Raw genomic sequence first — 26,753 nt, forward strand, 5'->3', positions numbered from 1 at the left:
GAATTATATCAGAAAATAAAACGAATTTTTACATGACCATGCCGCCATCGACGTGAATCGTTTGCCCTGTCATATAGCTTGCCCCATCTGAAACAAGAAACGCGACGACACGGGCGATATCTTCTGGATTTCCGAAGCGCGCGAGCGGAATTTGTTGCAACATCGCTTGGCGCACATCTTCGCTTAATTGGTCTGTCATATCTGTCGTAATAAATCCAGGCGCAACAGCGTTCACCGTAATGTTTCGGCTCGCGAGTTCTTTTGCTGCCGTTTTCGTCAGACCAATGACGCCTGCTTTCGCTGCAACGTAGTTTGCTTGACCAGGGTTGCCGCTCACGCCAACGATCGATGCGACGTTTACAATTCTTCCGTAACGTTGTTTCATCATCGGACGGGTGACAGCTTTCGTACATAAAAAGACGCCTTTTAAGTTTGTGTTAATGACTGCATCCCATTCTTCTTCTTTCATGCGCATAAGCAAATTGTCGCGCGTAATGCCTGCGTTGTTTACTAAAATGTCAACGCGCCCCCAGCGTTCAAGCACTTCTTTCACCATGCGCTCGACCGCTTCGCCATTTGCCACATCGGCTTGCACAGCGAACGCTTCGCCACCATGTTCAACAATTTGGGCAACAACTTCATTCGCTTTCGCTTCGCTCCCTGCATAATTGACCGCTACTTTTGCACCGAGGCGAGCGAGATGTAAAGCAATTTCACGTCCGATTCCACGTGACGCCCCTGTCACAATCGCTACTTTTCCTTCCATCTTCATTCTCCTTTCAACGCAGTCACCGTCGCTGCAAACGAAGCTTCATCAAAAATCGAATAGACGTTGACATGACGGTTTATTTTTTTCACTAGACCGCTTAATACTTTTCCAGGACCGATTTCGATGAACGTATGTACACCAAGATCGATCATCGTTTGAATCGATTGCTCCCAACGAACAGGCGAATACAATTGTTCAACAAGACGTTGTTTTATTTCCGTTGCATTTGTCATCGGCTCAGCTGTCACGTTTGAAATGACTGGCACAGCACTTTCTTGAAACGACAGCGTATCGAGCACAGATGAAAACTGCTCTGCCGCTGGCTTCATTAAAATGGAGTGAAACGGTCCGCTTACTTCAAGTGGAATGACTCGTTTTGCCCCTTTTTCTTTTGCAAGTTGTGACGCTCGCTCAACCGCTTCTTTTGCTCCGGAAATGACAATTTGTCCCGGGCAGTTTAAGTTGGCTAATTGAACAGGCGATGATTGTGTCGTCACTTCATCAACGACTTGCTGTAACGTCGCCTCATCCATGCCAAGCACCGCCGCCATCGTTCCTTGTCGTGCTGGAACGGCTTTTTCCATTAATTCCCCACGCTTCCGCACCGCATGTACCGCATCAGAAAACGACAGCACAGACGCTGCAACGAGCGCGCTATATTCTCCGAGGCTATGTCCTGCTACATAATGCGGATGAATGCCCGCTTCTTTTACTTTTTGAAAAAATGCGATGCTTGTCGTGAGCAATGCTGGCTGAGCGTTTTCTGTTTTTGTTAATACGTCTTGTGGTCCTTCAAAAATAAGTTGTGACAAAGACATTTGCAATCGTTCATCTGCTTGGCGAAAAATCGATGCTACCTTCTCATCTTTTTCCGCCCATTCTTTTCCCATCCCGACTGTTTGTGAACCTTGTCCTGGAAAAATAAATGCGATTTTCCCCATCACAGCACCTCTTATTTTGTAATTTCCGCGATCGATTGTTTCACCGTTTGTACGACTTCGTTGGCGACCATATCACGCGCTTGGCGTACGGCATGAAAAATAGCGTGGGCATCCGATGAACCGTGCGCTTTAATGACAGGTGCACGTAAACCGAACAGCGCTGCCCCACCATATTCAGCGTAATCCATCTTTTTCTTCAATTGCATGAGTTGCGGCTTTAAAGCAAGCGCCGCTATTTTACTTACTACTCCGCTTGTCAGCGCCGATTTTAACATCGAAAAAACAGCGATCGCCGTTCCTTCGATTGTTTTTAACGCCACGTTGCCGGTAAACCCATCCGTGACGACAACGTCAGCGACTCCTTCTAATAAATCGCGCGCTTCCACGTTGCCGATAAAGTTTAGCGGCGTCTCTTGTATAAGTTGAAACGCTTTTTTTGCTAATTCATTTCCTTTTTGATCTTCTGTTCCTACGTTTAATAAACCGACGCGCGGGCGAGCAACACCGCGCACTTTTTCGGCATATGCTGCGCCCATCAACGCATATTGCAATATATGTTCTGGGCGAGCATCAACGTTTGCGCCAACGTCTAACAACACAAATCCTTTGCCATCAATCGTTGGCAACGTCGGAGCTAAGGCAGGACGATCAATGCCGTCTATGCGGCCGACGATAAACAGCCCTGCTGCCATTAAAGCTCCTGTATTGCCTGCCGAAATGCACGCATGAGCGCGCCCTTCGCTCACTTCATTGGCCATTAATACCATGGACGCCTCTTTTTTACGGCGAACGGCACGAACGGGTTCATCTGTTGCTTCAATCGCTTGTTCCGTATGAATGATCGATAGTCGTTCATCGTTTGTGATGTATGGGCGAATGAGCGTCTCATTCCCGACAAGCGTAATTTCAATATCGTGAAAATGCTCAATCGCCTTTTGTGCACCGATCACGACTTCTTTTGGTGCGTGATCGCCTCCCATGGCATCGATTGCGATTTTCATTTTTCTTCTCCATCCTTTTTGACAACATTTGAACGATACATGTGAAATTCTCCTTGAAAGACAAGCTCTTGACCAACGTAGCTATTCACTTCAACGACTGTGCGCCCATTTTCATTTAAGTTTGTTACTTTCGCTTTCGCGACGACCCGTTCTCCTTCTTTGACGGGACGCATAAAACGAATGTGTGCTTTTGCCGTTAAAGCTAATTCATCGTTAATGACCGCTACCGCAAGCGAATTGGCTTGTGCGAATAAATGATGTCCTCGCGCAATTTGATTTCGTTGAAATACATGTTCTTTTTTTACATCAAAAATTGAAATGGCACTTTCATCTAACTGTATATCAATGATTTCTCCGATCACTTCTTCAATAGGCAACGACTTTACTTCGTCAGCAAATGTGCGCTCAGCTACATGTTTAATGCGCTCGCGCAACTCCGGAATCGACAGTTCTAGGCGATCGAGGCGGATCGTTTGAATGCTGACTGAAAATTTTTCGGCAAGCTGTTCGTCTGTAATAAATGGATTTTCTTCAATCGTTGCTTGCAGTAATCGTTGCCGTTCTCGTTTATTTCTTCTCATTTTCGATCCACCATCCGAATTATTACTAGGTACTAATAGTAGTATATAACACCCAAAATGACATTTCAACCACTTTTAATCTAATTTTTCACCGCTTAAAATGCCTGATTGCTGTAAATGTTCACGAAGAAGGGCGTATTTTTCGTCCCGCCAAAAGGCAGGAGAATCGATGAGGCGTGCTGCATCTTGTCGTGCCACTTCTAAAATGCGATAGTCGTGGACGAGATCGCCGAGACGAAACTCAGGCATGCCGCTTTGTTTCGTGCCAAAAAAGTCGCCCGGCCCGCGCAGTTCTAAATCTTTTTCAGACAACACAAATCCGTCGTTCGTTTCCGTCATAATGCGCATGCGCTCTTTTCCCGTTTCCGACTTTGGATCGGCAACTAAAATACAATACGATTGAGCTTGTCCGCGCCCCACTCGCCCGCGCAACTGATGGAGCTGGGCAAGACCGAATCGATCGGCATCGTAAATGACCATGACCGTCGCGTTCGGGACGTTTACCCCAACTTCCACAACAGTTGTAGATACTAAAATATGAATATCATTTGTACTAAACGCACGCATCACTTCTTCTTTTTCTTCTGAAGATAACCGGCCGTGCATCAATCCGATGCGATACCGCCCTTTATAATAGTGCGTTAACATCGCATGAACGTCGATTGCGTTTTGAACATCAAGCTTTTCCGACTCTTCAATGAGCGGACAAATCACGTATGCTTGATGTCCTGCCTCAACTTGTTTGGCGATAAACTGAAAGACGCGCTCAAGCATGTCGTGCTTAACCCAATACGTTTCAATTTTTTTTCTTCCTTTCGGCATTTCATCAATGACGGAAACGTCCATTTCTCCAAATGCAGTAATCGCAAGGGTGCGCGGAATCGGTGTTGCCGTCATAAACAATACATCAGGCGATTGTCCTTTTTCACGTAAAATGCGCCGTTGTTCGACACCGAAACGATGTTGCTCGTCTGTAATGACTACTCCAAGCTGAGCAAAATTAACGTCATCTTGAATGAGCGCATGTGTGCCAACAACAACATGAACGTCTCCCGCTGCTAATTGTTCAAGTAACTGTTTTCGCCTTTTTCCTTTCACAGAACTCGTCAATAGCTCGACGCGAATGCCCATCGGTTCAAGGAGCGCACGAAGCGATTCGGCGTGCTGTTCGGCTAAAATTTCGGTCGGCACCATTAATGCCCCTTGATATCCTGAAACATATACTGCATACAATACAATAGCCGCAACGACGGTTTTTCCTGACCCGACATCACCTTGTAATAGCCGATTCATCCGATATGGCGATTTTAAATCTTGAACAATTTCACGGACAACCCGCTGTTGTGCGTTCGTGAGCGGAAATGGAAGCGACTGAATAAACGTTTGAAGCTGTTCATCTGAAAAGCGATGTGCAATGCCTGGTGACTGTTCACGGCGATATTTTTTTAACGCTTGCATTTTTAATTGAAAAAGTAAAAATTCTTCATAAACGAGCCGCCGTCGCGCTTGTTTCAGCTGCTCATGCGAAAGCGGCATATGAATCGCTCGTATCGCGTCACGTTTCGATACGAGTCGATATGTTTGCAACAATTCGCAAGGCAACGGGTCGACAATCGCATGACCGTATTGTTGTAACGCAAGGGCAATAAAGCGGCGCATCCCTTTCACCGTTAAGTCGCCACGTGTCGAATAGACCGGTTCAATTTCCTTTTTTTGTTTTATTTCACCGATATGAAGCTGTTGTACGGTTATCGTTTGGCGATGTTTATCCCACTTTCCTGTCATCGTCACCGTCTCATGCAAAGATAGTTTCTTTTTTAAATAAGGTTGGTTAAAGCAAATAGCCGTCACTAAAAAACGGTCCACAAGCACACGAAACGTTAATCGCGACTTTTTGCGTTGATAATACGTAACGGTAGGCTCGCTGTACACTTTGCCGACAATCGTTATTTTTTCATCATGCTTTGCTTCTTCTAATGCACATATGCGATAATCTTCATAACGAAAAGGGAAGTGATACAACAGTTGTTCAATCGTATCAATTCCCATGTCATGAAGCGCTATGGCCGTTTCTTCTCCAATTCCTTTAATCGCTGTGACTGGTTGTTGTAATACGTCACTCACGTTTCTCATTCGGCTTGCCGAAAATGCGCGCTTCTAATTTGCGAGCAGTCGGCGTGGCCGCTAACCCTCCTTGTGCTGTTTCTTTTAATGCAATCGGCATTGTTTGACCGATGCGAAACATCGCTTCAATGACCTCATCGCACGGAATGCGGCTTTGTATGCCAGCAAGCGCCATATCGGCAGCAATCATCGCATTGGCCGCTCCGATCGCGTTTCGTTTTACGCACGGTACCTCAACTAAACCTGCGACCGGATCACAGACGAGTCCGAGCATATTTTTTAAAGCGATAGCCATCGCCTCTGCCGCTTGTCTCGGCGTGCCACCAGCCATCTCGACGAGCGCTGCTGCCGCCATGCCTGCCGCTGATCCAACTTCTGCTTGGCAACCGCCCGCCGCACCAGAAATGGAGGCATTGTTTGCGACTACAAACCCGAATGCGCCAGCTGTAAATAAAAATTCAACCATTTGTTCGCGTGTCGGTTGCAGTTTTTCTTTCACCGCAAATAATGTGCCTGGGACGACACCAGCTGATCCTGCTGTTGGTGTCGCGCAAATCATCCCCATCGCCGCGTTCACTTCGTTCGTTGCCATCGCCTTGCTGACGGCATCTAAAATCGTTTCCCCTGATAAAAATTGCCCACGCGCAATATATTGTTGTAAGCGTGTCGCATCGCCACCTGTTAACCCAGAATGAGAGCGAACGCCCGCTAATCCGCGCATAACGGCTTGTTCCATCACTTGTAAGTTTTTCGCCATTTGTGCCACAATATCCTCTCGGCTACGCTCGGTCACTTCCATTTCTTGACGAATCATCACTTCTGCAATTTTTATTTGCTCGCGTTCTGCTCGTTCCACAAGTTCTGCTACATTTCGAAACATCGTTGTCTCCCCTTTGCGCCGCTTTACTCCACAATTTTTGTTACGTCAATAATATGTGGCAACGTTTTTAATTGCTCCACAATCGCGTCGTCAATGTTTTGATCTACTTCAATTGTCATCAGCGCTTGTTTTCCTTTTTCTTTCCGCGATACTTCCATATGGCCGATATTGATGGCGTATTTCGCTAATACGTTCGCAACGCCTGCAATCGCCCCGTAACGATCGTTATGCATAATTAAAAGTGCAGGGTGATGGCCAGAAAGCTTAAGCTCAAAGCCGTTCAGCTCGATGATTTCAATTTTTCCACCGCCAATAGAAATGCCGACAAGCTCGAGCTCCCCTTTTTCATCGCCGATGCGAATTTTTGCTGTATTTGGATGAGGCGGAATCGCTTCTTCTTCATGAAACGTAATGCGGATCCCTTCTTGTTTGGCGATGTGTAACGATGTTTTCATTCGCTCATCAAACGTATCAAAGTTTAATAACCCGCCGACGATGGCGACATCTGTTCCGTGTCCTTTGTACGTCTCAGCGAATGAACCGTAAAAGAAAATATCCGCCCATGCTGGCTTTCTTCCGAATAAGTTACGCGCGACTTTGCCAATGCGCACCGCCCCAGCTGTATGCGAACTCGACGGGCCAATCATAATCGGGCCAATGATGTCAAATACACTCCGATATTTCACGCTTTGTTCTCCCCTTTGTCATCTTCATGAAAAAGAAGGGGAACGTTCCCCTTCTTTATCGTATGTCAATTGCAACAATACGCTTTATTCAATCGCAAAAATAAACGGATATAACGGTTGTCCGCCGTGATGTGTTTCTACTTCAACGTCCGGGAATTGTTTTTCAATCCATTGAACGACATGTGCGGTTTGCTCATCCGTCGCATCTTCACCAGAAAGAATCGTAACAATTTCATCTTCTTCGCTAATGATATGGGAAAGTAACGTTTCAACGACATGCGTCAGATCTTTATGGGAGACGACAATTTTCCCGTCCGCAATGCCCATATAATCGTCTTTCGCAATTTCGACACCGTCAATATTTGTATCGCGAACAGCAAACGTCACTTGACCCGTTTTTACACGATGAAGCGCCTCTGTCATCGCTTGTTCGTTTTCTTCTTTTGTTGCGGAAGGATTAAATGAAAGCAACGCAGTCATTCCTTGTGGCACCGTTTTGGACGGAATGACGACAACATCACACGAAGCGACAGAAGCGGCTTGTTGAGCTGCTAAAATAATATTTTTATTATTTGGCAAAACAAATACCGTTTGGGCATTTACTTCTTCAATCGCCTTCACGATGTCTTCCGTGCTCGGATTCATCGTTTGTCCACCTTCAATGACCGCATGCGCACCGATGCTTTTAAACAATTCAGCAATGCCATCCCCCATCGCTACCGTAACGATGCCGTATGGGAGACGTTCTTGCTTTTTCGGTTGCGGTATGTTTTCGTGGACAATATTCGCATGCTGTTCGCGCATGTTTTCGATTTTAATGTTAATTAAACTTCCGTAACGTTGCGCATACGTGAGCACTTCTCCCGGCTGTTCTGCATGAATGTGTACTTTTACTAATTCATCGTCTGCGATGACAAGAAGCGAATCACCGAAGCGGCTTAAATCTTGGCGAAACGTTTCTTCTTGAAACGGATGTTTCGCTACTTTTTCTTGCTCAAATTTCACCATAAATTCTGTACAATATCCAAACTCAATGTCATCTGCGCTCAAATGACTTTGCACGTTGCGGTGATGTTCGGTACGGACGAGTTGTTCCATCGGCAACGCTTCCGATTCCGCAATCGTTTCCCCTTTTAATGCCGCTAAAAATCCTTCGTATACAAACACAAGACCTTGTCCACCGCTGTCCACAACACCTACTTCTTTTAATACAGGAAGTAAATCTGGCGTCCGCTTTAGCGATGCTTTCGCTTCTTTTAATACTTCCGTCATGACGACGATAATGTCTGTTTCTTTTTTCGCAACAGTGACAGCGCGTTTCGCCGCATCTTTGGCGACGGTTAAAATCGTTCCTTCAACGGGCTTCATCACGGCTTTATATGCCGTTTGTACGCCCGCTTCAAGCGCGGCAGCAAACTCTTTGCTATTAATTTCACTTTTTTGTTCAATTGCTTTCGCAAATCCGCGGAATAGTTGCGATAAAATAACGCCTGAGTTTCCGCGTGCCCCCATTAATAGTCCTTTCGCTAATGCGCTTGCCACTTTTCCGATATGGTCAGATACGTGATTTTTCACTTCTTTCGCACCAGACGTCATCGACAAGTTCATGTTTGTCCCTGTATCCCCATCTGGCACAGGAAAGACGTTTAATGCGTCTACTGTTTTTGCATTGTTCGCTAAATGTGTCGCGCCTTGCAATATCATTTGTGCAAAGCGCTTTCCATCTAATGTTGTCACTCCCACAGACTTGTTCCTCCTCACTACGGATTCGTCACACGAACCCCTTGAACATAGATGTTGATTGACTGAACAGATAAACCTAACGTTTGATCTAACGTATACTTCACTTTCGTTTGTACGTTATGAGCCACTTCAGAAATTTTCGTACCGTAGCTAACGATAACGTATAAATCAATGTGCACTTCGTCGTTTTCTTGACGGACAACAATTCCTTTGGCAAAATTTTCACGACGTAAAATTTCAGCAATGCCGTCTTTTAATTGATTTTTTGATGCCATGCCGACAATCCCATAACAATCGACTGCCGCTCCTCCAGCAATCGCTGCAATGACATCGTTACTAATTTCAACACGACCGTATTTCGTTTGTAATTCAATGGACATCGCTCAAGTCCCCTTTCTGATTAGGTAGCTAACGCCATTGTACTATACTCGGCTTATTTTTGAAAGCTTCTCCCCATAGTATATTTACCTGAAACAGAAAACAGATGTCAAGGTTATTTTCTTGAAAGAGTATGTCAGAAGTATTGCAATCCGTTTTTATGTATGATAAATTATAGTAGTGTTTTGAGCACGTAGTTTGGCAAGTGAGGAGGGAAACAAAATGGCAAAATGCTTTGTGACTGGTAAGAAAAAGTCTTTCGGAAACGCTCGTTCTCATGCAATGAATGCGAGCCGCCGCACATGGAAAGCAAACCTTCAAAAAGTTCGCATTTTAGTTGACGGAAAACCAAAGCGCGTTTGGGTTTCTGCTCGCGCATTAAAATCCGGAAAAGTAGAACGTGTGTAATAGAAAAAAGCACCAATCATTTGGTGCTTTTATCCTTTTTTAAATGAATTCAACATTGCTCGAACAATTCCACCTAAAAACTTCGGCAACTTAATCGTATAAAATTTCACGATCATTCCCTCCCCTACTGTGCACACTCTTCCACTAATATATTCATCTCCGCACAAATCGTACCTCGAAGCGTTTATTTTTCATCCTTGCTTCTTATCATCATTAATATGCCTTCAGCGAATGAAAAAGTACCAAAATGATGGATGAGTTCGTTGCTTACGCATAATGTTGATCCGAGCGGCACATCGCATGCATCGAGCGGATACTTAAATCCACGAAGCGTTAAGGCGCGAATTGGAGTCAAAGGAATAAATGAAATATACGTGTATTCATCTCGTTTTTCAACGATATGCTCCCCGTTGCGATATAGCGTCACAACATTTTGACGATCAATTAACTCAATTTGCCCATCTTTTCCTTTAAACAAAAGCTGAACGTTTCCGAATAAATGATCAAGTCGGCCGCCTGTCGCTCCAAACAAACGAATTTTTGTCGCTTGTTGTTCAAGCGCCCACTCAAGTGCAATGTCTGTATCGGTTTGATCTTTTTCCGCCGGCCATATATCGATATGCGGTAATTTCATTTTTAATTGTTGTAACTCTTGTTCGTTGATGGAATCAAAATCTCCGAACGCCCGTTTTGGCATGATGCCAGCATGAAGCAACGCGAGCACCCCTCGATCTACCCCTACCCAATATACGTCCTCCCCATCATACGCCTGTAAATGTGGCAAAAAGTTTGTCGGACCACCTGCAACAACATGAATAATCAACCGATATCCCCCCCTTTATAAAAGAAGGATGTGTCAAGATGACACACCCTCACGAATGGCGCGAATCGCTTGAGCGCGATCAGCTTGATTATAAATGGCTGATCCCGCCACGAGAACGTTCGCTCCGGCTTGTACACAAAGCTTTGCGGTTTCAGCGTGAATGCCACCGTCTACTTCAATTTCAACGGAAAGTCCTCGTTCGCGAACGAGTGTCGAAAACGCACGAATTTTTGGTAGCACAGCCGGGATAAACGATTGTCCGCCAAAGCCTGGATTGACCGTCATAAATAAAACTAAGTCGATATCTTCTATGATGTGTTCAATCATCGCTATCGGCGTATGTGGGTTTAGCGCTACCCCTGCTTTCACACCGTGTTCTTTTATTAAATGAATCGTGCGATGTAAATGCGGGCAAGCTTCGACATGCACCGTTAAATAATCTGCCCCCGCTTTCGCAAACGTCGGAATATAGCGATCAGGTTGTTCAATCATTAAATGAACGTCAAGCGGGAGTGTCGTCACCGGACGAATCGCTTCCACGATCAGCGGTCCGATGGTAATGTTCGGAACGAAATGACCGTCCATCACATCGACATGAATGTAATCCGCTCCTCCCCGTTCTACGTCTACAATTTCTTCGCCAAGTTTGGCGAAATTCGCAGATAAAATCGATGGCGCAATTTTAATCATGTTCAATACCTCGGCTTTCGTTCTTTTATTTCCTCGATAAAGCTCACGTAATGTTCATAACGGTAAGAAGGAATGTCTCCCGATGCGAACGCCTCTTTCACCGCGCATTTCGGCTCCGCTGTATGCGTACAACCGCGGAATTTACAACCGCCGCTTCTAGCAACAAACTCAGGAAAACAAAGTGGCAATTGTTCGAGTTCGATTTCATCAAATTCTAGCGCACTAAAGCCCGGCGTATCTGCGACGAAACCGCCTCCGATTTCAATTAATTCAACATGTCTTGTCGTATGTTTTCCTCGTCCAAGATGGTGGGAAATATCGCCCGTTTTTAACTGTAAGTCCGGACGTAACGCATTTAATAAAGACGACTTTCCGACACCTGACTGCCCTGCAAAGACGGATACGTTTCCTTCAAAGTAAGGGAGTAATGATTCAACCCCTGCCCGCGTTTTCGTCGACACTTCTAACACATCGTATCCGATTTGACGATAATCGCGAATATATTGTTCGATGCGTGGTTTTGTCTCATCGTCTACTAAATCCATTTTACTCACAACAATAATTGGGCGAATGTGCTTTGCTTCAATTAAGACGAGAAATCGATCGAGCAATGCTGGGTTAAAATCTGGCTCTACCGCTGAAAACACTAAAATCGCTTGGTCGATATTCGCAATCGGCGGGCGAACAAGTTCATTTTTCCGCTCAAATACGTCTAATATATACCCTTCTCGTTCATTTTCCGCCTGAAAGGAAACGTAGTCGCCGACAAGCGGCGTCACTTTCCGCTTGCGAAACACCCCGCGACCACGACATTGATACACTCGACCGTCGCTTAACACGTAATAAAAACCGCTTAACGCTTTAATAATTTTTCCTTCCGCCATGCCTTCCCTCCTTTAAGGTGTTGTTGGATATGGCACGATGCCTTCACGCACCGTCGTGCCGTTGACGACGACGCGATAACGCCCTTGTTTTCCTTGTTGAATGACAAATTCTACACGCTCTTTCACATCACTTGTTAAACGATAACGTTTGTACGGTTGAGCAAACGAATAGTTTTCGTCTTCTATATATAATTCTGCCATGACTGGTTCGTTTACATCAACAGGCGGTTCGTACGGAATGCTAATTTCTTGGATGACTTTCTTTGTTAATACTGGTTCTTTTCCAAGAGAAATGACGACCGTTACAGTTGCTCCTTTGTCTAATTTTGCGTTCGCTTGTGGCGTTTGAGAAATGACGAGCCCTTTTTCGACCGTATCTGAATATTGCTGTTTGACGATGACGTACAGTTGTTGGTCTGCAGCATAATCGCGCACACTTTTTTCCGTATATCCTGTTAAATCTTTTAAAACAATTTTTTCTGGCCCAAGGCTGACGGTAAAACGCACTTCTGTTTCTTCCGGTACAACTTTTTCGCCTGGAAGCGGGAATTGTTCGATAATCGTACCTGCTGGTTCGTCACTATACACTTGTTTTTTATCGATGAGTAAATAGTTTGCCGATCGCAATTGTCGCTCAACGTCATCGATTGGCTCGCCAACATAATTTTGAAACTCCACTTTTTTCTTCCCTATACTTTTATAAATCGTTACCGCTGTACCTGCTTTCACGACTTTTCCGGCTTGCGGATTCGTACGAATGACAAATCCTTCTGCGATGTCATCATGTTCTTCCTCGACCGTTTTTTCGATTTTTAAACCTAACGACGTTAATTCCGTCACCGCATCTGTATAATTTTTGTTTGTCACATCAGGCACCGTCACATCTTTTGGGAAAAATAAATCAGGAATCCATGTGACTGCGCTCACCCCAGCGCCGACGAGCAAGAAAAGAAATGTCGCCCATAAAATGAGCCATTTTTTTGAACGCTTTTCTTTTGGAGGAGGCACGTCCTCTTTCTTTTCTGACGGTGCAGAAGCGGTCGGCTTCACAATCGGGATAATTTTCGTTTCTTCGTCGTCATCTTCGGTCGGCAACGTAAATTTTTGTTCGTTTATGCGCTCAGGCAAAAGAGCGGTGCGAATATGTTTTTGCATATCTAATGCGCTATTGTAACGATGCAACGGATTTTTTGCTGTCGCTTTTAACACAATATTTTCTACGCTTTGAGGAATGTTCGGGTTCCATCGTCGCACAGACGGCGTCTCCGTTTGCAAATGTTTTAACACAATCGCTACGGCAGATTCACCAGAGAACGGCAATTGTCCCGTTAACAACTCAAACATGACAATGCCGAGCGAATAAATATCCGATTTTTCTGTCGCCATTCCGCCTTTTGCTTGTTCAGGCGATAAATAATGAACAGATCCTAAAACAGAATTCGTTTGCGTAATCGTTGTCGAGCTTAACGCGACAGCTATACCGAAATCTGTAATTTTAATCGTTCCGTCTTCTGCGACTAAAATGTTTTGTGGCTTAATGTCGCGATGAATGACTCCGTTTTGATGAGCGTGAGCAATCGCTCCTGTTAATTCATCCATCATGCGCAACGCTTCTTGAACAGGAAGCGGGGCACGTTGTTGAATGTATTGTTTTAACGTGCAGCCACGCACATATTCCATGACCATGTAGTAAATGCCGTCGTCCTCTCCAACATCGTAAATCGTGACAATATTTTCATGGTTTAAACTTGTCGCGGCTTGTGCTTCACGTCGAAACCGTTTAATAAATAATTCATCGTTTACAAAATCTAAACGCAACACTTTTACGGCAACGTCGCGGTCTAAAATCATATCCCTAGCTAAGTAAACGTTCGCCATTCCGCCGCCGCCAATGAGCTGTAATATTTTATAGCGACCGTTTAATCGTTTGCCGATGAGCACGAGCGATCACCTACTTTCACTCACATCTAAAAATTGTACGATCGCTAACGTAATGTTATCTTCCCCACCGTGCTCGTTTGCCACATCAATTAACGCTTGCGCTTTTTCTTCAAGCGGGCGATCAGACGTTAATACGTCTACCATCGTCTGTTCAGGCACTTTATTCGAAAGGCCGTCAGAGCAAAGCAATAACATATCTCCTTCATCGACAGCGACCGTTTTTACATCGAGTTCAATTACTTGCTCTGTTCCGAGCGCGCGCAATAGCACATGTTTACGCGGATGATATTCCGCATCTTCTTTTGATAGTTGTCCGCTTTTCACTAATTCATTGACAAGGGAATGGTCTTCTGTCATTTGTTGAAATCCGTTTGCGTTTAGTAAATAACAACGGCTATCACCGATGTGGCCGATCGTCGCAAACTGTTTTGTACAAATGGCGGCAACGATCGTCGTGCCCATCCCTTGACAATGATCGTTCGTTTGAGAGTGTTGAAAAAGCGATTCGTTCACTTTCATAATATGTTCTTTTAACCACGTCTCCGCTTGCTGTGGGGACGTCATTTCTTCCGTCTCTTCCCAAAACTGTTTTAACTGCGTCATCGTCATTTCACTTGCCACATCACCAGCAAGATGACCGCCCATCCCATCAGCGACAACAGCTAAATAATCGCCTGTTTGATTGATAAAAACCCCACCGTTATCTTCGTTATGTGACCTTATTTTCCCGACATCCGTCTGAAATACCGCCTTCATATACGTATCCCTTCCTTACTTCGATATGTGTGTCCACATCGTTACGCTTTCGTTTCTTCTTTCCGCTCCTTCGCGCGTAGTTGACCGCATGCTGCATCAATATCGTGCCCTTGTTCGCGGCGAATCGTTACGTTAATGCCATGTTTTTTCAACGTTTTCTCAAACGCAAAAATTTGCTCGCGCGGCGTGCGCACGTAGTTGCGTTCAGGAACATAGTTGACCGGGATTAAATTGACGTGACATTTTAATCCTTTAATCAGCTCAGCAAGCTCTTCGGCATGTTCAATTTGATCGTTCACACCGCCAAATAAGCCGTATTCAAATGTTACGCGCCGTCCTGTTTTTTCAATGTAATAGCGTACCGCTTCCATCAGCTCTGGCAATTTATAAGCGCGGTTAATCGGCATTAACTTCGAGCGCAATTCCGTATTTGGCGCATGAAGCGAAATCGCGAAGTTAATTTGCATATTTTCATCGGCAAATTGATAAATTTTTGGGATGATGCCGCTCGTTGATACGGTGATGTGACGCGCGCCAATATGCAGCCCTTTTGGATGGTTCACGATTTTTAAAAATTTGATAAGCTCATCGTAGTTATCAAACGGTTCCCCAATTCCCATGACGACGATGCTGCTCACTCGTTCGTTCGTTTCATCGAGCGCTTTTTGTACTTTGACGACTTGGGCAACAATTTCACCTGCTTGTAAGTTGCGCTTTAAACCGCCTAACGTTGAAGCGCAAAACGTACAGCCGATTCGGCAGCCGACTTGTGTCGTCACACAAATCGAATTACCGTAGTCATGGCGCATAAGTACCGTTTCAATCGAATAGCCGTCATGAAGCTCAAATAAAAACTTCATCGTTCCGTCTTTTGACGTTTGTTGTACGAGCGTTTTTAATGTCGTGATGACGAAATGTTCATCTAACTGTTCGCGCAACGCTTTTGGAATATTTGTCATCTCTTCAAATGACGTCACTCGTTTTTTATATAACCATTCAAAAATTTGTGTGGCGCGAAACGGCTTTTCCCCTTGCTGTTCCACCCAACTTTGCAAGTCTTCTAAACGCAGCGAGTAAATGGATGGTTTCATATCATTTCACCTTTCTTTTTCAATGTTGCGATAAAAAATCCGTCGCTATATACGTGATGTGGAAGCAGTTGCAACATGCCGTGACGCACGTATGGCGCCACCGATGATGGCAGGCGCGAAGCAAGCGTCTCATCGAGCTCATATTGTGGATGTTCGTCTAAAAACGTCGCAATCACTTGTTCGTTTTCTTCCCGATCGACCGTACATGTGCTATATACGAGCGTTCCACCTCGTTTTACAAGCGGGGCGACCGCCCGCAAAATATTTCGTTGAATATCGGCAAGTTGTGCGATATCCTTTTCGTTTTTCGCATATTTAATTTCCGGCTTCCGCCGAATGACGCCAAGTCCTGAGCACGGGGCATCAACTAATATGCGATCAAACGTTTCAGCAGCAAATTGCGTATGTGCTTGACGGCTATCGAGTTGTTTCGCTTCAATATTCGACAAGCCTAGGCGTTTTGCCTGCTGCTCAATCAGCTTTACTTTATGATCGTGAATATCTAACGCAACGACACGGCCTTTATTGTTCATTCGTTCAGCCATATGCGTCGTCTTTCCACCTGGTGCCGCGCAACAATCTAAAACAACGTCTGTTTCGGTTGGAGAAAGAGCGTAAGCAACAAGCATCGAGCTTTCGTCTTGAATCGTAAGAAGCCCTTCTTGAAACACGCTCGTTTTCGCTGCATTTCCCTTGACCATTTTTATCCCAACCGGCACGACAGAAGAAGGAACGGCTTCAATCCCTTCTTCTTTTAAGCGGGCGATCGCTTCTTCAACCGTTACACGCATCGCGTTTACCCGCGCCGTTTGTTCTGGTGGCAAATTGTTTGCTTCGCACATTCGTTTTGTTTCTTCTAAGCCAAACTGCGCCACCCATCGACGCACGAGCCAAAGCGGGTGGCTTGTCGCAACGGCTAGACGTTCAATGTCGTCTTTTATTTCATCAAACGAGCGCAACCCTTGGCGCTGAATGGAGCGCAATACACCGTTTACGAGCGAGGCGATGCCGCGATGACCGCGACGTTTTGCTATTTCTACCGCTTCAAATAACACCGCGCGATCAGGAATCCGGTCTAAAAATACCATTTGATAAAGCGACATTCGGAGCAACAGGCGCACCCACGGCTCAATTTTTCCTTTCACAAACGGCTGTAAATAGTAATCAAGCGTATCGCGTCGTTGGATCGTGCCGTACACTATCTCTGTTAAAAGCGCAACGTCTTGGGCGGATAATTCGTTCGTTTCGATCACATGATGTAATGATAAATTGCTATATGCTCGTTTTTTTTCGATATCGATTAGCACATCTAACGCTAAGTTTCGGACGTTTTTTTTACTCATTCTTTCCTCCTAATACTGTCCCGATTTCAATCGTTGCACCGCGTAAAAAGTCAGTAGCGCTCATTTTCCGCTTTCCTGCTGGTTGCAATTCAGTGATTTTGATCGCTGTTTCGTTGCCGGTTGCAACGACAATGCCATCGCGTTCAACGGCAACAATGGTGCCTGGCTTCGCTTGGGAAGACGCTCGTACTTTTTCTCCCCACCAAATTTTCCAACGTTCATCGCCATGCGTCGTATAAGCGACAGGCCACGGATTCATACCGCGAATATGGTTATAAATGTCTTCGCCCGCTTTTGTCCAATCGATTCGTTCTTGTTCTGGTTTAATGTTGTATGCAAACGTTGCTTGTTCATCATCTTGTTTTATCGGTGTAATGTCGCCACGAAGCAGTTTCGGAAGCGTTTCAGAAAGTAGTTTCGCCCCCGCTTCGCTAAGTTTGTCGTGCAACGTCCCGACTGTATCGCGTTCATCAATCGGCACTTCCACTTGCGTTAATATGTCGCCTGCATCTAGTTTTTCAACCATGTACATCATTGTAATGCCTGTTTTTTCTTTTCCTTGCAAAATGGCGTAATGGATAGGAGCTCCTCCGCGCAACTCTGGCAAAAGCGAGGCATGCACGTTAATGCACCCATACTTTGGCGCTTCAAGAAGCGGTTTCGGTAAAATTTGTCCAAACGCAGCTGTCACAATCAAATCTGGTTGCAAGGCGATCACTTGTTCATATTGATCTTTTTCACGAATTTTTGTCGGCTGCAATATCGGGATGTTGTACGATTGTGCAGTCACTTTGACTGGCGGTGGGGTTAATTGTTGTTTCCGTCCTTTCGGTTTGTCCGGTTGTGTTACGACGCCGACGACGTTGTATCCGTCTTTGATCAACTGTTCTAAAATCGGAACAGCAAAGTCAGGTGTTCCCATAAATACAATGTTCATTGTTCGAACTCCCCTTCTTCATAATAACGAATCACTTTTGACGTAAATAATATGCCGTGTAAATGGTCGATTTCATGTTGTAACGCGCGAGCTAAAAAGCCTGTCGCTTCGATTTCAAACGGGCGACCGCGACGATTTTGCGCGCGTACTTTCACATATTGAGAACGTTTCACTTCTCCAAATAACCCCGGAAAACTTAAGCATCCTTCTGGCCCAATTTGTTCACCGCTTTGGGCAACGATGACGGGATTCACTAACTCGATGCGCCCATGACGGTCGCCAATATCAACAATCGCAATTTGTTGGTCAATGCCGACTTGTGGGGCGGCTAATCCGACCCCATCGGCCGCAATCATCGTATCGTACATGTCGTTTAATATTTTCGTCAGCTTCCGGTCAAAAACGGTGACGGGCTGGCAAACGGTTTCTAAAATCGGGGCAGGATATGTTACAATCGGTAAAATAGCCAAAACGGTTCCTCCCTTATTTACATCATCATATATGGATTTAAATCAATCGTAATCGTCACATCACCGCGCGTCATCTCGCGCTGATAATGTTCCATAATGGTGCGGAGCGCTGTCGTTAAGTTCGCTTCCCGCTTGTATTTTATCATGCATTGGTAACGATATCTATCGTTCATGCGCGCAATCGGAGAAGCAACAGGCCCGAGTACAACCGCTTCAGCCGACAAATGTTTTTTCACATGTGCAGCAATTTTTTCAGCGATGCTTATTCCTTTCAGCGCATCGACATGCGACACCGTAATGAGCGTTAAATAGTAAAACGGTGGATACCCGTGTTTTTTTCGGTTCATCATTTCACGTTCATAAAACGCCTCATAATGATGTTTGCTTGCGAATTGAATGCTGTAATGTTCAGGTGTATACGTTTGAATGACGACTTCACCCGGCAAATGATGCCGCCCCGCTCGGCCGCTTACTTGCGTCAGCAATTGGAACGTTTTTTCTGCTGCGCGAAAATCAGGGACGTGAAGCATCGTGTCTGCTGCTAATACGCCAACTAACGTGACGTTTGGAAAATCGAGCCCTTTGGCAATCATTTGCGTGCCGAGTAAAATGTCAGCCTTTCCTTCTCCGAATTCCCGAAGCAGTCGTTCATGTGCTCCTTTTCGGCTCGTTGTATCGACGTCCATCCGAATGACGCGCGCTTCTGGAAGCAGCTTTGTTAATTCTTCTTCTACCTTTTGCGTTCCCGTTCCGAAAAAGCGAATATGTTCGCTTTGACAAGCAGGACAATGCGACGACATTCGCTGTTCGTATCCACAATAATGACATTTCAATTGTTGTTGGACGCGATGATACGTGAGCGAAATATCGCAATGTGGACATTGAATGACGTGACCGCAATCGCGACACATGACGAAAGAAGAATAACCACGACGATTTAAAAATAAAACAGATTGTTCTCCTTTTTGTAAACGCTCCGTTAATTTTTCAAATAAAAGGCGGGAAAACATCGAGCGGTTTCCTGCGCGCAGTTCTTCGCGCATATCAACAATGTCTACAGGCGGCATCGCGTGATCGTTCATTCGCTTCGTTAACGTGACTTGTTTATATACCCCTTTTTGAGCGCGCGCAAACGACTCAAGCGATGGCGTAGCGCTGCCAAGCACAACAGGACAACGATGGTAACGACCTCGGAAAATCGCCACATCGCGCGCATGATAGCGGGGCGCTTCTTCTTGTTTGTAGCTCGTTTCATGTTCTTCATCAATAATGATGATGCCGATGTTTTCAAACGGTGCAAAAATGGCAGAACGAGCTCCAACGACGAGCTGTACTTCTTTTCGTTGAATTTTTCGCCACTCGTCATACTTTTCTCCGAGCGATAAGCCGCTATGAAGAACAGCTACTTTCGAACCGAATCGTTCTTTAAACCGCTTCACCATTTGAGGCGTCAGCGAAATTTCAGGCACGAGCACAATCGCCTCTTTTCCCTTTTTTAAGACGAGATCAATCGCTTGCATATACACTTCTGTTTTTCCGCTTCCTGTGACGCCGTACATTAAAAAAACGTCATGCACATCTTCGTCAATCGTTTGTCCGATCGCCTGTAACGCTTGGCGTTGTTCGTCTGTTAAAGGGAGCGGTTTTGTTTTTGTAAACGAGCGGTTAGCATACGGATCGCGATATATTTCTTTTTCTGTCACAGTGACGAGCTGTTTTTTCATGAGCGCTTGAACAGTAGCAAACGTGCTATTTGTTTCACTTAACAATTGTTTCAAAGGAAGAGAGCGGGCTGTAAGCAAGCGCTCAAGCACTTGTTTTTGTTTTATGGCGCGCTGCGGGAGAGATGCAAGCGCATGTGTGACATCGTCATCACTCGTGCACCGTTCGACCCACTTTTCTGTTTTTATTTTTCCTTTTTCTTCAACTCGGTAAACGACTTCCATATGGCCTCTTGCGATTTCTTTTTGCAACAGCGGCACATATGGCGTTTGTGCCACTTCCCTCCACGGAATGACGAGACGGTCGCGAAACAACACGCGTACTTTTTCGTGTATGAACGGCATATGTTGTTCGATGAGCCGAATATCTTTTTCATATTTCGCTTTCATTGCGGCAGGTAACATCGCTTGAAACGCCGATACCATGAAACAAAGCGTCGTTTCAGCTAGCCATTTTCCAAGTCGCAACAATTCTTCATTAAATACAGGAACAACGTCAAAAAGAGAATGAATGGGCTTTAATTGTTCGAGTGGCATATCCGTCGTTTCTTTCAGTTCAATCACAAATCCTTGTAAAAAACGTGTGCCAAATGGTACGACAACGCGCATGCCTGGTTGTACAACACCGACAAGTTCAGGTGGGATCGCGTAATCAAACGGGCGATCCGTTTGACTCGTAGGAATATCAACGATGACAGAAGCAACCGTCATAGGCGTCCCTCAATTTCATCATGAATTTCACGTAAAATTTGTTTTGCCACTTCCGATTTTGGCAAGAGTGGAAGTTGCTTTGCCGTTCCGTCTCGTTTAAATATCGTCACAATATTTGTATCCGTGCCGAACCCTGCTCCTTCTTGGACGACGTTATTTGCGACAATCATATCGGCATTTTTGCGCGCGAGCTTTTCTTTCGCATATCGTTCCACATCGTTCGTTTCTGCCGCAAAGCCAACTAAAAATTGGTGCGTTTTTTGTTCGCCGAGCGTTTGTAAAATGTCGATCGTTCGCTCAAGAACGACGGTGTAGTCTCCTTGCTGTTTTTTTATTTTATTGTCGGCCACATATTTCGGACGATAGTCTGCTACTGCCGCTGTTTTAATGACGATATCGCTATGTTGAAAATGCTTCATGACCGCTTCATACATGTCTTGCGCACTTTCTACTTGAATCGTCTGTATTCCTTCCGGACGAACAAGCGACGTCGGACCGGAAATGAGGGTGACGTCAGCTCCAAAATCGCGCGCCGCCTCTGCGATGGCATATCCCATTTTTCCTGTCGAATGATTGCTGAAAAAGCGGACAGGGTCTAATTTTTCACGCGTCGGACCGGCTGTCACTAACACTTTTTTTCCTTTTAACAGTTCGTTTGATGCAACATGTTGTTCAAGCAAAGCGACGATCGTTTCTGGTTCTTCTAATCGCCCTTTTCCAACGTAACCGCACGCAAGCATCCCTTCCGCTGGCTCAATAAAGCGATAGCCATATGACTGCAATGTGCGCATATTTTGTTGTACCGCTGGATGTTCGTACATATGGACGTTCATCGCAGGCGCAAGCCAAACCGGTGCTTTCGTCGCAAGTAAAATCGTTGTCACCATGTTATCAGCTAAACCATAGGCGAGCTTTGCGATCGTGTTTGCGGTCGCAGGGGCAACGAGTACGATATGTGCCCAATCAGCTAAGTCAATATGTGCAATGACGTTCGGTTTTTTTTCATCGAATGTATCGACGTACACTTCGTTTTTTGATAACGCTTGAAACGTAAGCGGTGTAACGAATTGACAAGCAGCTTCCGTCATGACGACTTTGACATTCGCCCCTGCTTGCACAAGTTTGCTTGTGAGTGCCGCTGCTTTATATACAGCAATGCCCCCTGTGACACATAATAAAATGTTTTTTTGCTGAAGCATCGACGTTGCCCCTTTCGTTCGGTATTTGTAAAAAAATAACAACCTAAAAACTAGGTTGTCGTAAATAGTTTATTGCGCTGCTTCTTCTTCGCTAACGACTTCAATATGACCCGCTGCAATTTCCTCTAACGCTTTGCCGACAAATTTTTTCGACACAGGTTTTTCGATCGTTAAGTCATTTTTTACTTGCAATTGGCGGGCGCGCTTCGCCGCAACTGTGACGAGCGTATATTTTGAATCGAGTTTTGTAATAAGTAAGTCAATGGAAGGATATAACATATTACTCCACCTCCAACATCCTTTTATATCGTTGTGCCACGCGTTCACGTCGGCAATGTTCCGCCATGACAATCGCTTTAATGCGCTCGCATGCCAGTTCTACTTGATCGTTTTCGACAACGTAATCGTATGCATCCATCATTTCTAATTCTTCTTTCGCCGCTTGTAAACGATCGCGAATTAAGTCTTCTGATTCCGTTCCGCGCATTTCAATTCGTTTGCGCAATTCGCTTAAGCTTGGCGGAGCGAGGAAAATAAAGAGCGCCTCTGGGAACACTTTGCGAACTTGCATCGCTCCTTGCACTTCAATTTCTAAAAACACGTCTTTTCCTTCTTGCAATGTTTTTTCTACATAATCAATTGGCGTGCCGTAGTAGTTCCCGACATATTCTGCCCACTCTAATAGCTCATTTTGGCGAATCATTTGTTCAAACTGCTCGCGCGTTTTAAAAAAGTAATCGACGCCATCGACTTCCCCTTCACGTGGTTTGCGCGTCGTCACAGAAATCGAATATTGCAATTGAATATCTGGCTGTGAAAATAATGCTTTTCGTACCGTCCCTTTACCGACGCCAGACGGTCCTGATAAAACGATTAATAACCCTCGTTCTTTCACGCTCATCCCTGCCTTTCTATCATAAACAAACTACTCTACATTTTGCACTTGTTCTTTAATTTTTTCAAGGGCGCTTTTCATTTCGACAACTTCAGAAGCAATGTGGCGATCGTTTGCTTTTGAACCGATCGTATTCATTTCACGATTGAGCTCTTGAACGAGAAAATCGAGCTTTCGTCCGACCGCTCCCCCTTCAGAAACGATGCGACGAAATTGTTCAATATGGCTATATATGCGTTTTAATTCTTCATGAATATCGACTTTTTCCGCAAATAGAGCAACTTCCGTCAATAGCCGTTGTTCGTCAACGACGCCCTGTACAAATTCACTCACTCGTTTATGTATGCGTTCGCGATAAGAAGCGACGACCGTTGGCGCCAGTTGTTCAACGCGATGTGCGCTTTTCTCAATCGTCTCCAGCTGCATCAGCATGTCTGCTAATAGCGCGTTTCCTTCTTGTTCGCGCATCTGTTTCAATTGCTCGACCGCTTCTTTTGTCGCTTCTAAAAGGAGAGAAAGAAGCGCATCGTTTTCGATCGGCTGTTCCGTCATTTCAACCGCATCCGATAGCATATGTACAACATCTCGAAGCGATACATCATCGGCAAAATGAAAGCGACGACGCACATCGGTAAGCATCCGGTAATACGCATCAACAAGCTGCCAATCGACATGAAGCGTTCGTTCAACGAGCTGTTCTCCTTCAATTGTAATAAACACTTCGACACGTCCACGGGCAATATGTTCTGTAATTACTTTTTTTATTTTATCTTCAAACATCACCCACTGTCTAGGCATGCGGATCGAAATTTCACAAAAACGGTGATTGACTGATTTCATTTCCACCGTAACGCTCACGTTTTCATCTTCTTTTTTTCCTCGACCAAATCCTGTCATACTTACGATCATACTCTCACATCCATTATGTGTTATCGACAATAAAAGAAGGTAATAGATTCACTCCATTACCTTCTCTCATTATAGCACATATCGCTATATAGCGAAAACATTTCATGAACGACGGCGTGTAAATAACGAGCCAGCAAGTAAAAACGTCGGAATAGACGATAAGCCAACAATAAGCAGCCAATCCGTAAGCGGCAACGAAACGGTATGGAAAATCGGTTGTAGCGGCGGATAGTAAATGACGACAAGCAACAATACAAGCGACGACAAAACAGCGAGCACTAAATACATATTTTCAAACGGATTTCGGTCAAACACCGACCGTTCGCTTCGGCAATCAAATACGTGAATGAGTTGAGCGAGCACGAGCGTCGCAAAGGCAACCGTCTGGGCATACGTTAAGTTTTCCGGGTGTCGCGTATGCACGACGAGAAAAGCGATCAACGTCACCATGCCGATGAGAAAGCCGCGACTAATGATTTTCCAGCCGAGCCCTCTGGCGAAAACCCCCTCTTTCGGATGACGCGGCGGCCGTTTCATGACGTTTTCTTCGGCTGGGTCTAATCCGAGCGCCATGGCAGGTAGTCCGTCTGTGACGAGATTCACCCATAAAATTTGAATCGGTACAAGCGGAAGAGGGAGCGCCAATATCATCGCAAATAACATGACTAAAATTTCCCCGACGTTTGATGCAAGTAAGTAGCGAATAAATTTACGAATGTTTTCATAAATGTTTCGCCCTTCTTCGATCGCCGCTTTAATCGTCGCAAAGTTATCATCTAACAAAACGAGCGATGCGGCTTCTTTTGATACGTCTGTTCCTGTCACTCCCATCGCGATCCCGATGTTTGCTGTTTTAATGGCCGGAGCATCGTTCACGCCATCGCCTGTCATCGCGACAATATGCCCTCTTTTTTGTAACGCTTGCACAATTTTTAATTTATGTTCGGGCGATACGCGCGCAAAAACGTACACATCTTCAACAACGTCTTCTAATTCATCGACAGATAACGTCGCTAACGTCTTACCGTCCATCACTTTGCCGTTTGGCGGCATCATGTGCAGTTGTTGGGCAATCGCTTTCGCCGTTAACACATGATCTCCTGTAATCATCACTGTTTTAATGCCTGCTTTTTTACATTCCGCAATGGCTTGTTTTACTTCTTTCCGCGGCGGATCAATCATTCCTTGTAAACCGATGAACGTCAAGTCGCTTTCCGCTTTCGTTTCATCGTTCATTGTTTCCGTCAAAGAAAGCGGCCGATAGGCGATGGCAATCGTTCGCAACGCTTGGGAGGCGAGCGTATTGACGGTTTGTTGCACCAGTTTCCGCTCTTGGTCGCGCATAAGTTTCGCCTGACCTTCGATATATATGAAACGACAACGTTCTAGCAACATATCTGGCGCACCTTTTGTGACAATAAAGCGCCGATTCGCGCGATCTTTCACGATGACCGTCATCATTTTTCGCGTCGAATCAAACGGAAATTCATGTTCAATCGTAAATTCAGCGGCAATTTTTTCTTTCGTCCATCCTGCTTTCGCCGCCGCAACAACGAGGGCGCCTTCGGTCGGATCGCCATCAATCATATATGTTTTTCCTTTTTTCTTTATATCGGCATGATTGCATAGCGCCCCAAATAATAATATTTGCTGTAAGGCAGCATCTACTTTTTCTTGTTTGCCGTTATATAAAAACGTTCCTTTCGGTTCATAGCCCGTCCCGCTTACTGTCCATAACCGGTTATTCACCCATACGTGCGTGACGGTCATTTGATTTTCCGTCATCGTTCCTGTTTTATCAGAACAAATGACAGAGGCACAACCGAGCGTTTCAACGGCCGGCAGTTTGCGCACGATGGCGTTTCGCTTCATCATTCGTTGGACACCGAGCGCCAATACAACGGTGACGATCGCTGGCAACCCTTCTGGAATGGCGGCGACCGCAAGCGACACACCGGCTAAAAACATGTCGTATACCGCATGTCCTTGCCATACGCCAAGCACGACAACGAGCGCTGTGAGCGCTAAAGCGATGACGATTAAAATTTTTCCGAGCTGTTCGAGCTTCCGCTGCAACGGTGTCGTCATCGTTGGCGCTGACTGAATTAAATGGGCAATTTGTCCCATCGCTGTATGCATGCCTGTCGCTACGACAATCCCTACGCCGCTCCCTTTCGTCACGAGCGTTCCCATAAACGCCATATTTGTACGATCACCTAATGAAACATCTTCTATTAGTGGCGCTGTTTGTTTTTCGACGGGAAGCGACTCGCCCGTCAACGACGACTCCTCAATATATAACCCTTTCGCTTCAACGATGCGCACGTCCGCCCCGATGCGATCGCCGCTTGCAAATTTGACAATATCGCCAACGACTAACTGAGCAGACGGCACTTTTCCCCATTCGCCGTCTCGCAAAACGAGCGATTCTGGTGCCGACAATTTTTTTAATGCTTCTAGCGACTTTTCCGCTCGGCGCTCTTGTATAAATCCTAAAAAAGCATTGATGATGACAATCGCCACGATCGCGACCGCATCAATGTATTCGCCTAATACAGCGGAAATCGCGGTTGCCGCCAATAGAACGAGCACCATAAAATCTTGAAACTGACTAAAAAATTGTTTTAGCGCAGACGGTTTTTTTTCTTCCGATAGCTCATTTTTTCCAAATTGTTTTAGCCGTCTTTTCGCTTCTTTTTCCGTTAATCCAAAGTCAATTTTTGTATTTACTTGTTGTTCCACCTGCTCGATACGCAGTCCGTGCCAGCTCATTTCTCTCCCCCTTCCGCTTGTCTTATCTATGACAGCTTATTCAGGCATGTACAAAAAAATGATATGGTATAATGAAAAGAAAAAAGAGAAAGGTGTTTTT

At 45.2% G+C, this 26,753-nt stretch carries 26 protein-coding genes; 1 reads left to right on the forward strand and 25 read right to left on the reverse strand.

Translation table 11 applies throughout. From position 1 onward, the window contains the following. Positions 1 to 28 precede the first annotated feature (28 nt). The 9 genes from fabG to HNR63_RS08890 all read right to left on the reverse strand — a co-directional run bounded on the left by fabG (position 29) and on the right by HNR63_RS08890 (position 9,105). Positions 29 to 772: a 3-oxoacyl-[acyl-carrier-protein] reductase gene (gene fabG / locus HNR63_RS08850; protein ID WP_181520471.1), complete on the reverse strand. Its 744-nt coding sequence runs from the start codon at positions 770 to 772 to the stop codon at positions 29 to 31. Next, positions 769 to 1,710, reverse strand: coding sequence for an ACP S-malonyltransferase (fabD, locus tag HNR63_RS08855; protein WP_085788758.1), 942 nt, complete (start codon positions 1,708 to 1,710; stop codon positions 769 to 771). The genes fabG and fabD overlap by 4 nt, the downstream gene beginning before the upstream one ends. Before the next feature lie 11 nt (positions 1,711 to 1,721). Next, the gene (plsX, locus tag HNR63_RS08860) at positions 1,722 to 2,711 is read right to left on the reverse strand and encodes a phosphate acyltransferase PlsX (RefSeq protein WP_181520472.1); all 990 of its coding nucleotides are present in this window, start codon (positions 2,709 to 2,711) and stop codon (positions 1,722 to 1,724) included. Further along, positions 2,708 to 3,292 (reverse strand): transcription factor FapR, encoded by a 585-nt coding sequence (gene fapR, locus HNR63_RS08865; RefSeq protein ID WP_042533842.1) that lies wholly within the window; start codon positions 3,290 to 3,292, stop codon positions 2,708 to 2,710. The genes plsX and fapR overlap by 4 nt, the downstream gene beginning before the upstream one ends. Positions 3,293 to 3,367: 75 nt before the next feature. Then, positions 3,368 to 5,416 carry an ATP-dependent DNA helicase RecG gene (gene recG / locus HNR63_RS08870; RefSeq protein WP_181520473.1) on the reverse strand — a complete coding sequence of 683 codons (2,049 nt, stop codon included), beginning with the start codon at positions 5,414 to 5,416 and terminating at the stop codon, positions 3,368 to 3,370. Beyond that, positions 5,409 to 6,296 carry an L-serine ammonia-lyase, iron-sulfur-dependent, subunit alpha gene (gene sdaAA, locus HNR63_RS08875; protein WP_085788754.1) on the reverse strand — a complete coding sequence of 296 codons (888 nt, stop codon included), beginning with the start codon at positions 6,294 to 6,296 and terminating at the stop codon, positions 5,409 to 5,411. The genes recG and sdaAA overlap by 8 nt, the downstream gene beginning before the upstream one ends. A gap of 23 nt (positions 6,297 to 6,319) precedes the next feature. Further along, complete coding sequence (gene sdaAB, locus HNR63_RS08880; RefSeq protein ID WP_042533836.1) at positions 6,320 to 6,982, reverse strand: L-serine ammonia-lyase, iron-sulfur-dependent subunit beta; 663 nt, start codon at positions 6,980 to 6,982, stop codon at positions 6,320 to 6,322. Positions 6,983 to 7,066: 84 nt separating this feature from the next. Further along, complete coding sequence (locus tag HNR63_RS08885) at positions 7,067 to 8,725, reverse strand: DAK2 domain-containing protein (protein ID WP_181520474.1); 1,659 nt, start codon at positions 8,723 to 8,725, stop codon at positions 7,067 to 7,069. 17 nt (positions 8,726 to 8,742) lie between these two features. Next, positions 8,743 to 9,105, reverse strand: a complete 363-nt coding sequence (locus HNR63_RS08890) for an Asp23/Gls24 family envelope stress response protein (protein ID WP_006323120.1) — start codon at positions 9,103 to 9,105, stop codon at positions 8,743 to 8,745. 220 nt (positions 9,106 to 9,325) lie between these two features. Between HNR63_RS08890 and rpmB the strand changes: the two genes are divergently transcribed. Further along, positions 9,326 to 9,511 (forward strand): 50S ribosomal protein L28, encoded by a 186-nt coding sequence (gene rpmB / locus HNR63_RS08895; RefSeq protein WP_003394988.1) that lies wholly within the window; start codon positions 9,326 to 9,328, stop codon positions 9,509 to 9,511. Positions 9,512 to 9,540: 29 nt separating this feature from the next. Here the strand turns inward: rpmB and spoVM are convergent, their stop codons facing one another. From spoVM to HNR63_RS08975, 16 genes are all read right to left on the reverse strand, one after another. Next, complete coding sequence (gene spoVM / locus HNR63_RS08900; protein ID WP_003394991.1) at positions 9,541 to 9,621, reverse strand: stage V sporulation protein SpoVM; 81 nt, start codon at positions 9,619 to 9,621, stop codon at positions 9,541 to 9,543. Between the two features lie 74 nt (positions 9,622 to 9,695). Further along, complete coding sequence (locus HNR63_RS08905; RefSeq protein ID WP_181520475.1) at positions 9,696 to 10,334, reverse strand: thiamine diphosphokinase; 639 nt, start codon at positions 10,332 to 10,334, stop codon at positions 9,696 to 9,698. A gap of 33 nt (positions 10,335 to 10,367) precedes the next feature. Beyond that, positions 10,368 to 11,024, reverse strand: coding sequence for a ribulose-phosphate 3-epimerase (gene rpe, locus HNR63_RS08910; protein ID WP_042533830.1), 657 nt, complete (start codon positions 11,022 to 11,024; stop codon positions 10,368 to 10,370). Between the two features lie 2 nt (positions 11,025 to 11,026). After that, on the reverse strand, positions 11,027 to 11,908 hold the full coding sequence (gene rsgA, locus HNR63_RS08915) for a ribosome small subunit-dependent GTPase A (protein WP_021094251.1): 882 nt from the start codon (positions 11,906 to 11,908) through the stop codon (positions 11,027 to 11,029). 12 nt (positions 11,909 to 11,920) lie between these two features. Next, a complete protein-coding gene (gene pknB / locus HNR63_RS08920) occupies positions 11,921 to 13,849 on the reverse strand; it encodes a Stk1 family PASTA domain-containing Ser/Thr kinase (RefSeq protein WP_085789434.1) in 1,929 nt (642 codons plus the stop codon). 6 nt (positions 13,850 to 13,855) lie between these two features. Beyond that, on the reverse strand, positions 13,856 to 14,605 hold the full coding sequence (locus HNR63_RS08925; RefSeq protein WP_085789433.1) for a Stp1/IreP family PP2C-type Ser/Thr phosphatase: 750 nt from the start codon (positions 14,603 to 14,605) through the stop codon (positions 13,856 to 13,858). A gap of 41 nt (positions 14,606 to 14,646) precedes the next feature. Then, entirely contained in the window at positions 14,647 to 15,696 is a 1,050-nt protein-coding gene (rlmN, locus tag HNR63_RS08930; RefSeq protein ID WP_021094254.1) for a dual-specificity RNA methyltransferase RlmN, read from the reverse strand. Then, positions 15,693 to 17,039, reverse strand: a complete 1,347-nt coding sequence (gene rsmB / locus HNR63_RS08935) for a 16S rRNA (cytosine(967)-C(5))-methyltransferase RsmB (protein ID WP_085789432.1) — start codon at positions 17,037 to 17,039, stop codon at positions 15,693 to 15,695. Before rsmB ends, rlmN begins: the two co-directional genes overlap by 4 nt. Then, positions 17,032 to 17,976: a methionyl-tRNA formyltransferase gene (gene fmt / locus HNR63_RS08940; protein ID WP_181520476.1), complete on the reverse strand. Its 945-nt coding sequence runs from the start codon at positions 17,974 to 17,976 to the stop codon at positions 17,032 to 17,034. Before fmt ends, rsmB begins: the two co-directional genes overlap by 8 nt. Beyond that, on the reverse strand, positions 17,973 to 18,446 hold the full coding sequence (def, locus tag HNR63_RS08945) for a peptide deformylase (RefSeq protein ID WP_019418376.1): 474 nt from the start codon (positions 18,444 to 18,446) through the stop codon (positions 17,973 to 17,975). Before def ends, fmt begins: the two co-directional genes overlap by 4 nt. A 17-nt stretch (positions 18,447 to 18,463) precedes the next feature. Beyond that, entirely contained in the window at positions 18,464 to 20,878 is a 2,415-nt protein-coding gene (priA, locus tag HNR63_RS08950; RefSeq protein ID WP_181520477.1) for a primosomal protein N', read from the reverse strand. Next, positions 20,875 to 22,077, reverse strand: coding sequence for a bifunctional phosphopantothenoylcysteine decarboxylase/phosphopantothenate--cysteine ligase CoaBC (coaBC, locus tag HNR63_RS08955; protein ID WP_181520478.1), 1,203 nt, complete (start codon positions 22,075 to 22,077; stop codon positions 20,875 to 20,877). The genes priA and coaBC overlap by 4 nt, the downstream gene beginning before the upstream one ends. Before the next feature lie 69 nt (positions 22,078 to 22,146). Then, entirely contained in the window at positions 22,147 to 22,356 is a 210-nt protein-coding gene (rpoZ, locus tag HNR63_RS08960) for a DNA-directed RNA polymerase subunit omega (protein ID WP_021094260.1), read from the reverse strand. 1 nt (position 22,357) lies between these two features. Further along, the gene (gmk, locus tag HNR63_RS08965) at positions 22,358 to 22,978 is read right to left on the reverse strand and encodes a guanylate kinase (protein WP_181520479.1); all 621 of its coding nucleotides are present in this window, start codon (positions 22,976 to 22,978) and stop codon (positions 22,358 to 22,360) included. A gap of 24 nt (positions 22,979 to 23,002) precedes the next feature. Continuing rightward, on the reverse strand, positions 23,003 to 23,881 hold the full coding sequence (locus HNR63_RS08970; protein ID WP_181520480.1) for a YicC/YloC family endoribonuclease: 879 nt from the start codon (positions 23,879 to 23,881) through the stop codon (positions 23,003 to 23,005). Positions 23,882 to 23,983: 102 nt separating this feature from the next. Continuing rightward, a complete protein-coding gene (locus HNR63_RS08975; RefSeq protein WP_181520481.1) occupies positions 23,984 to 26,653 on the reverse strand; it encodes a calcium-transporting P-type ATPase, PMR1-type in 2,670 nt (889 codons plus the stop codon). Positions 26,654 to 26,753: the final 100 nt, after the last annotated feature.

Origin of the sequence: Anoxybacillus ayderensis, assembly GCF_013761015.1 — a bacterium.
GTDB lineage: Bacteria > Bacillota > Bacilli > Bacillales > Anoxybacillaceae > Anoxybacillus > Anoxybacillus ayderensis.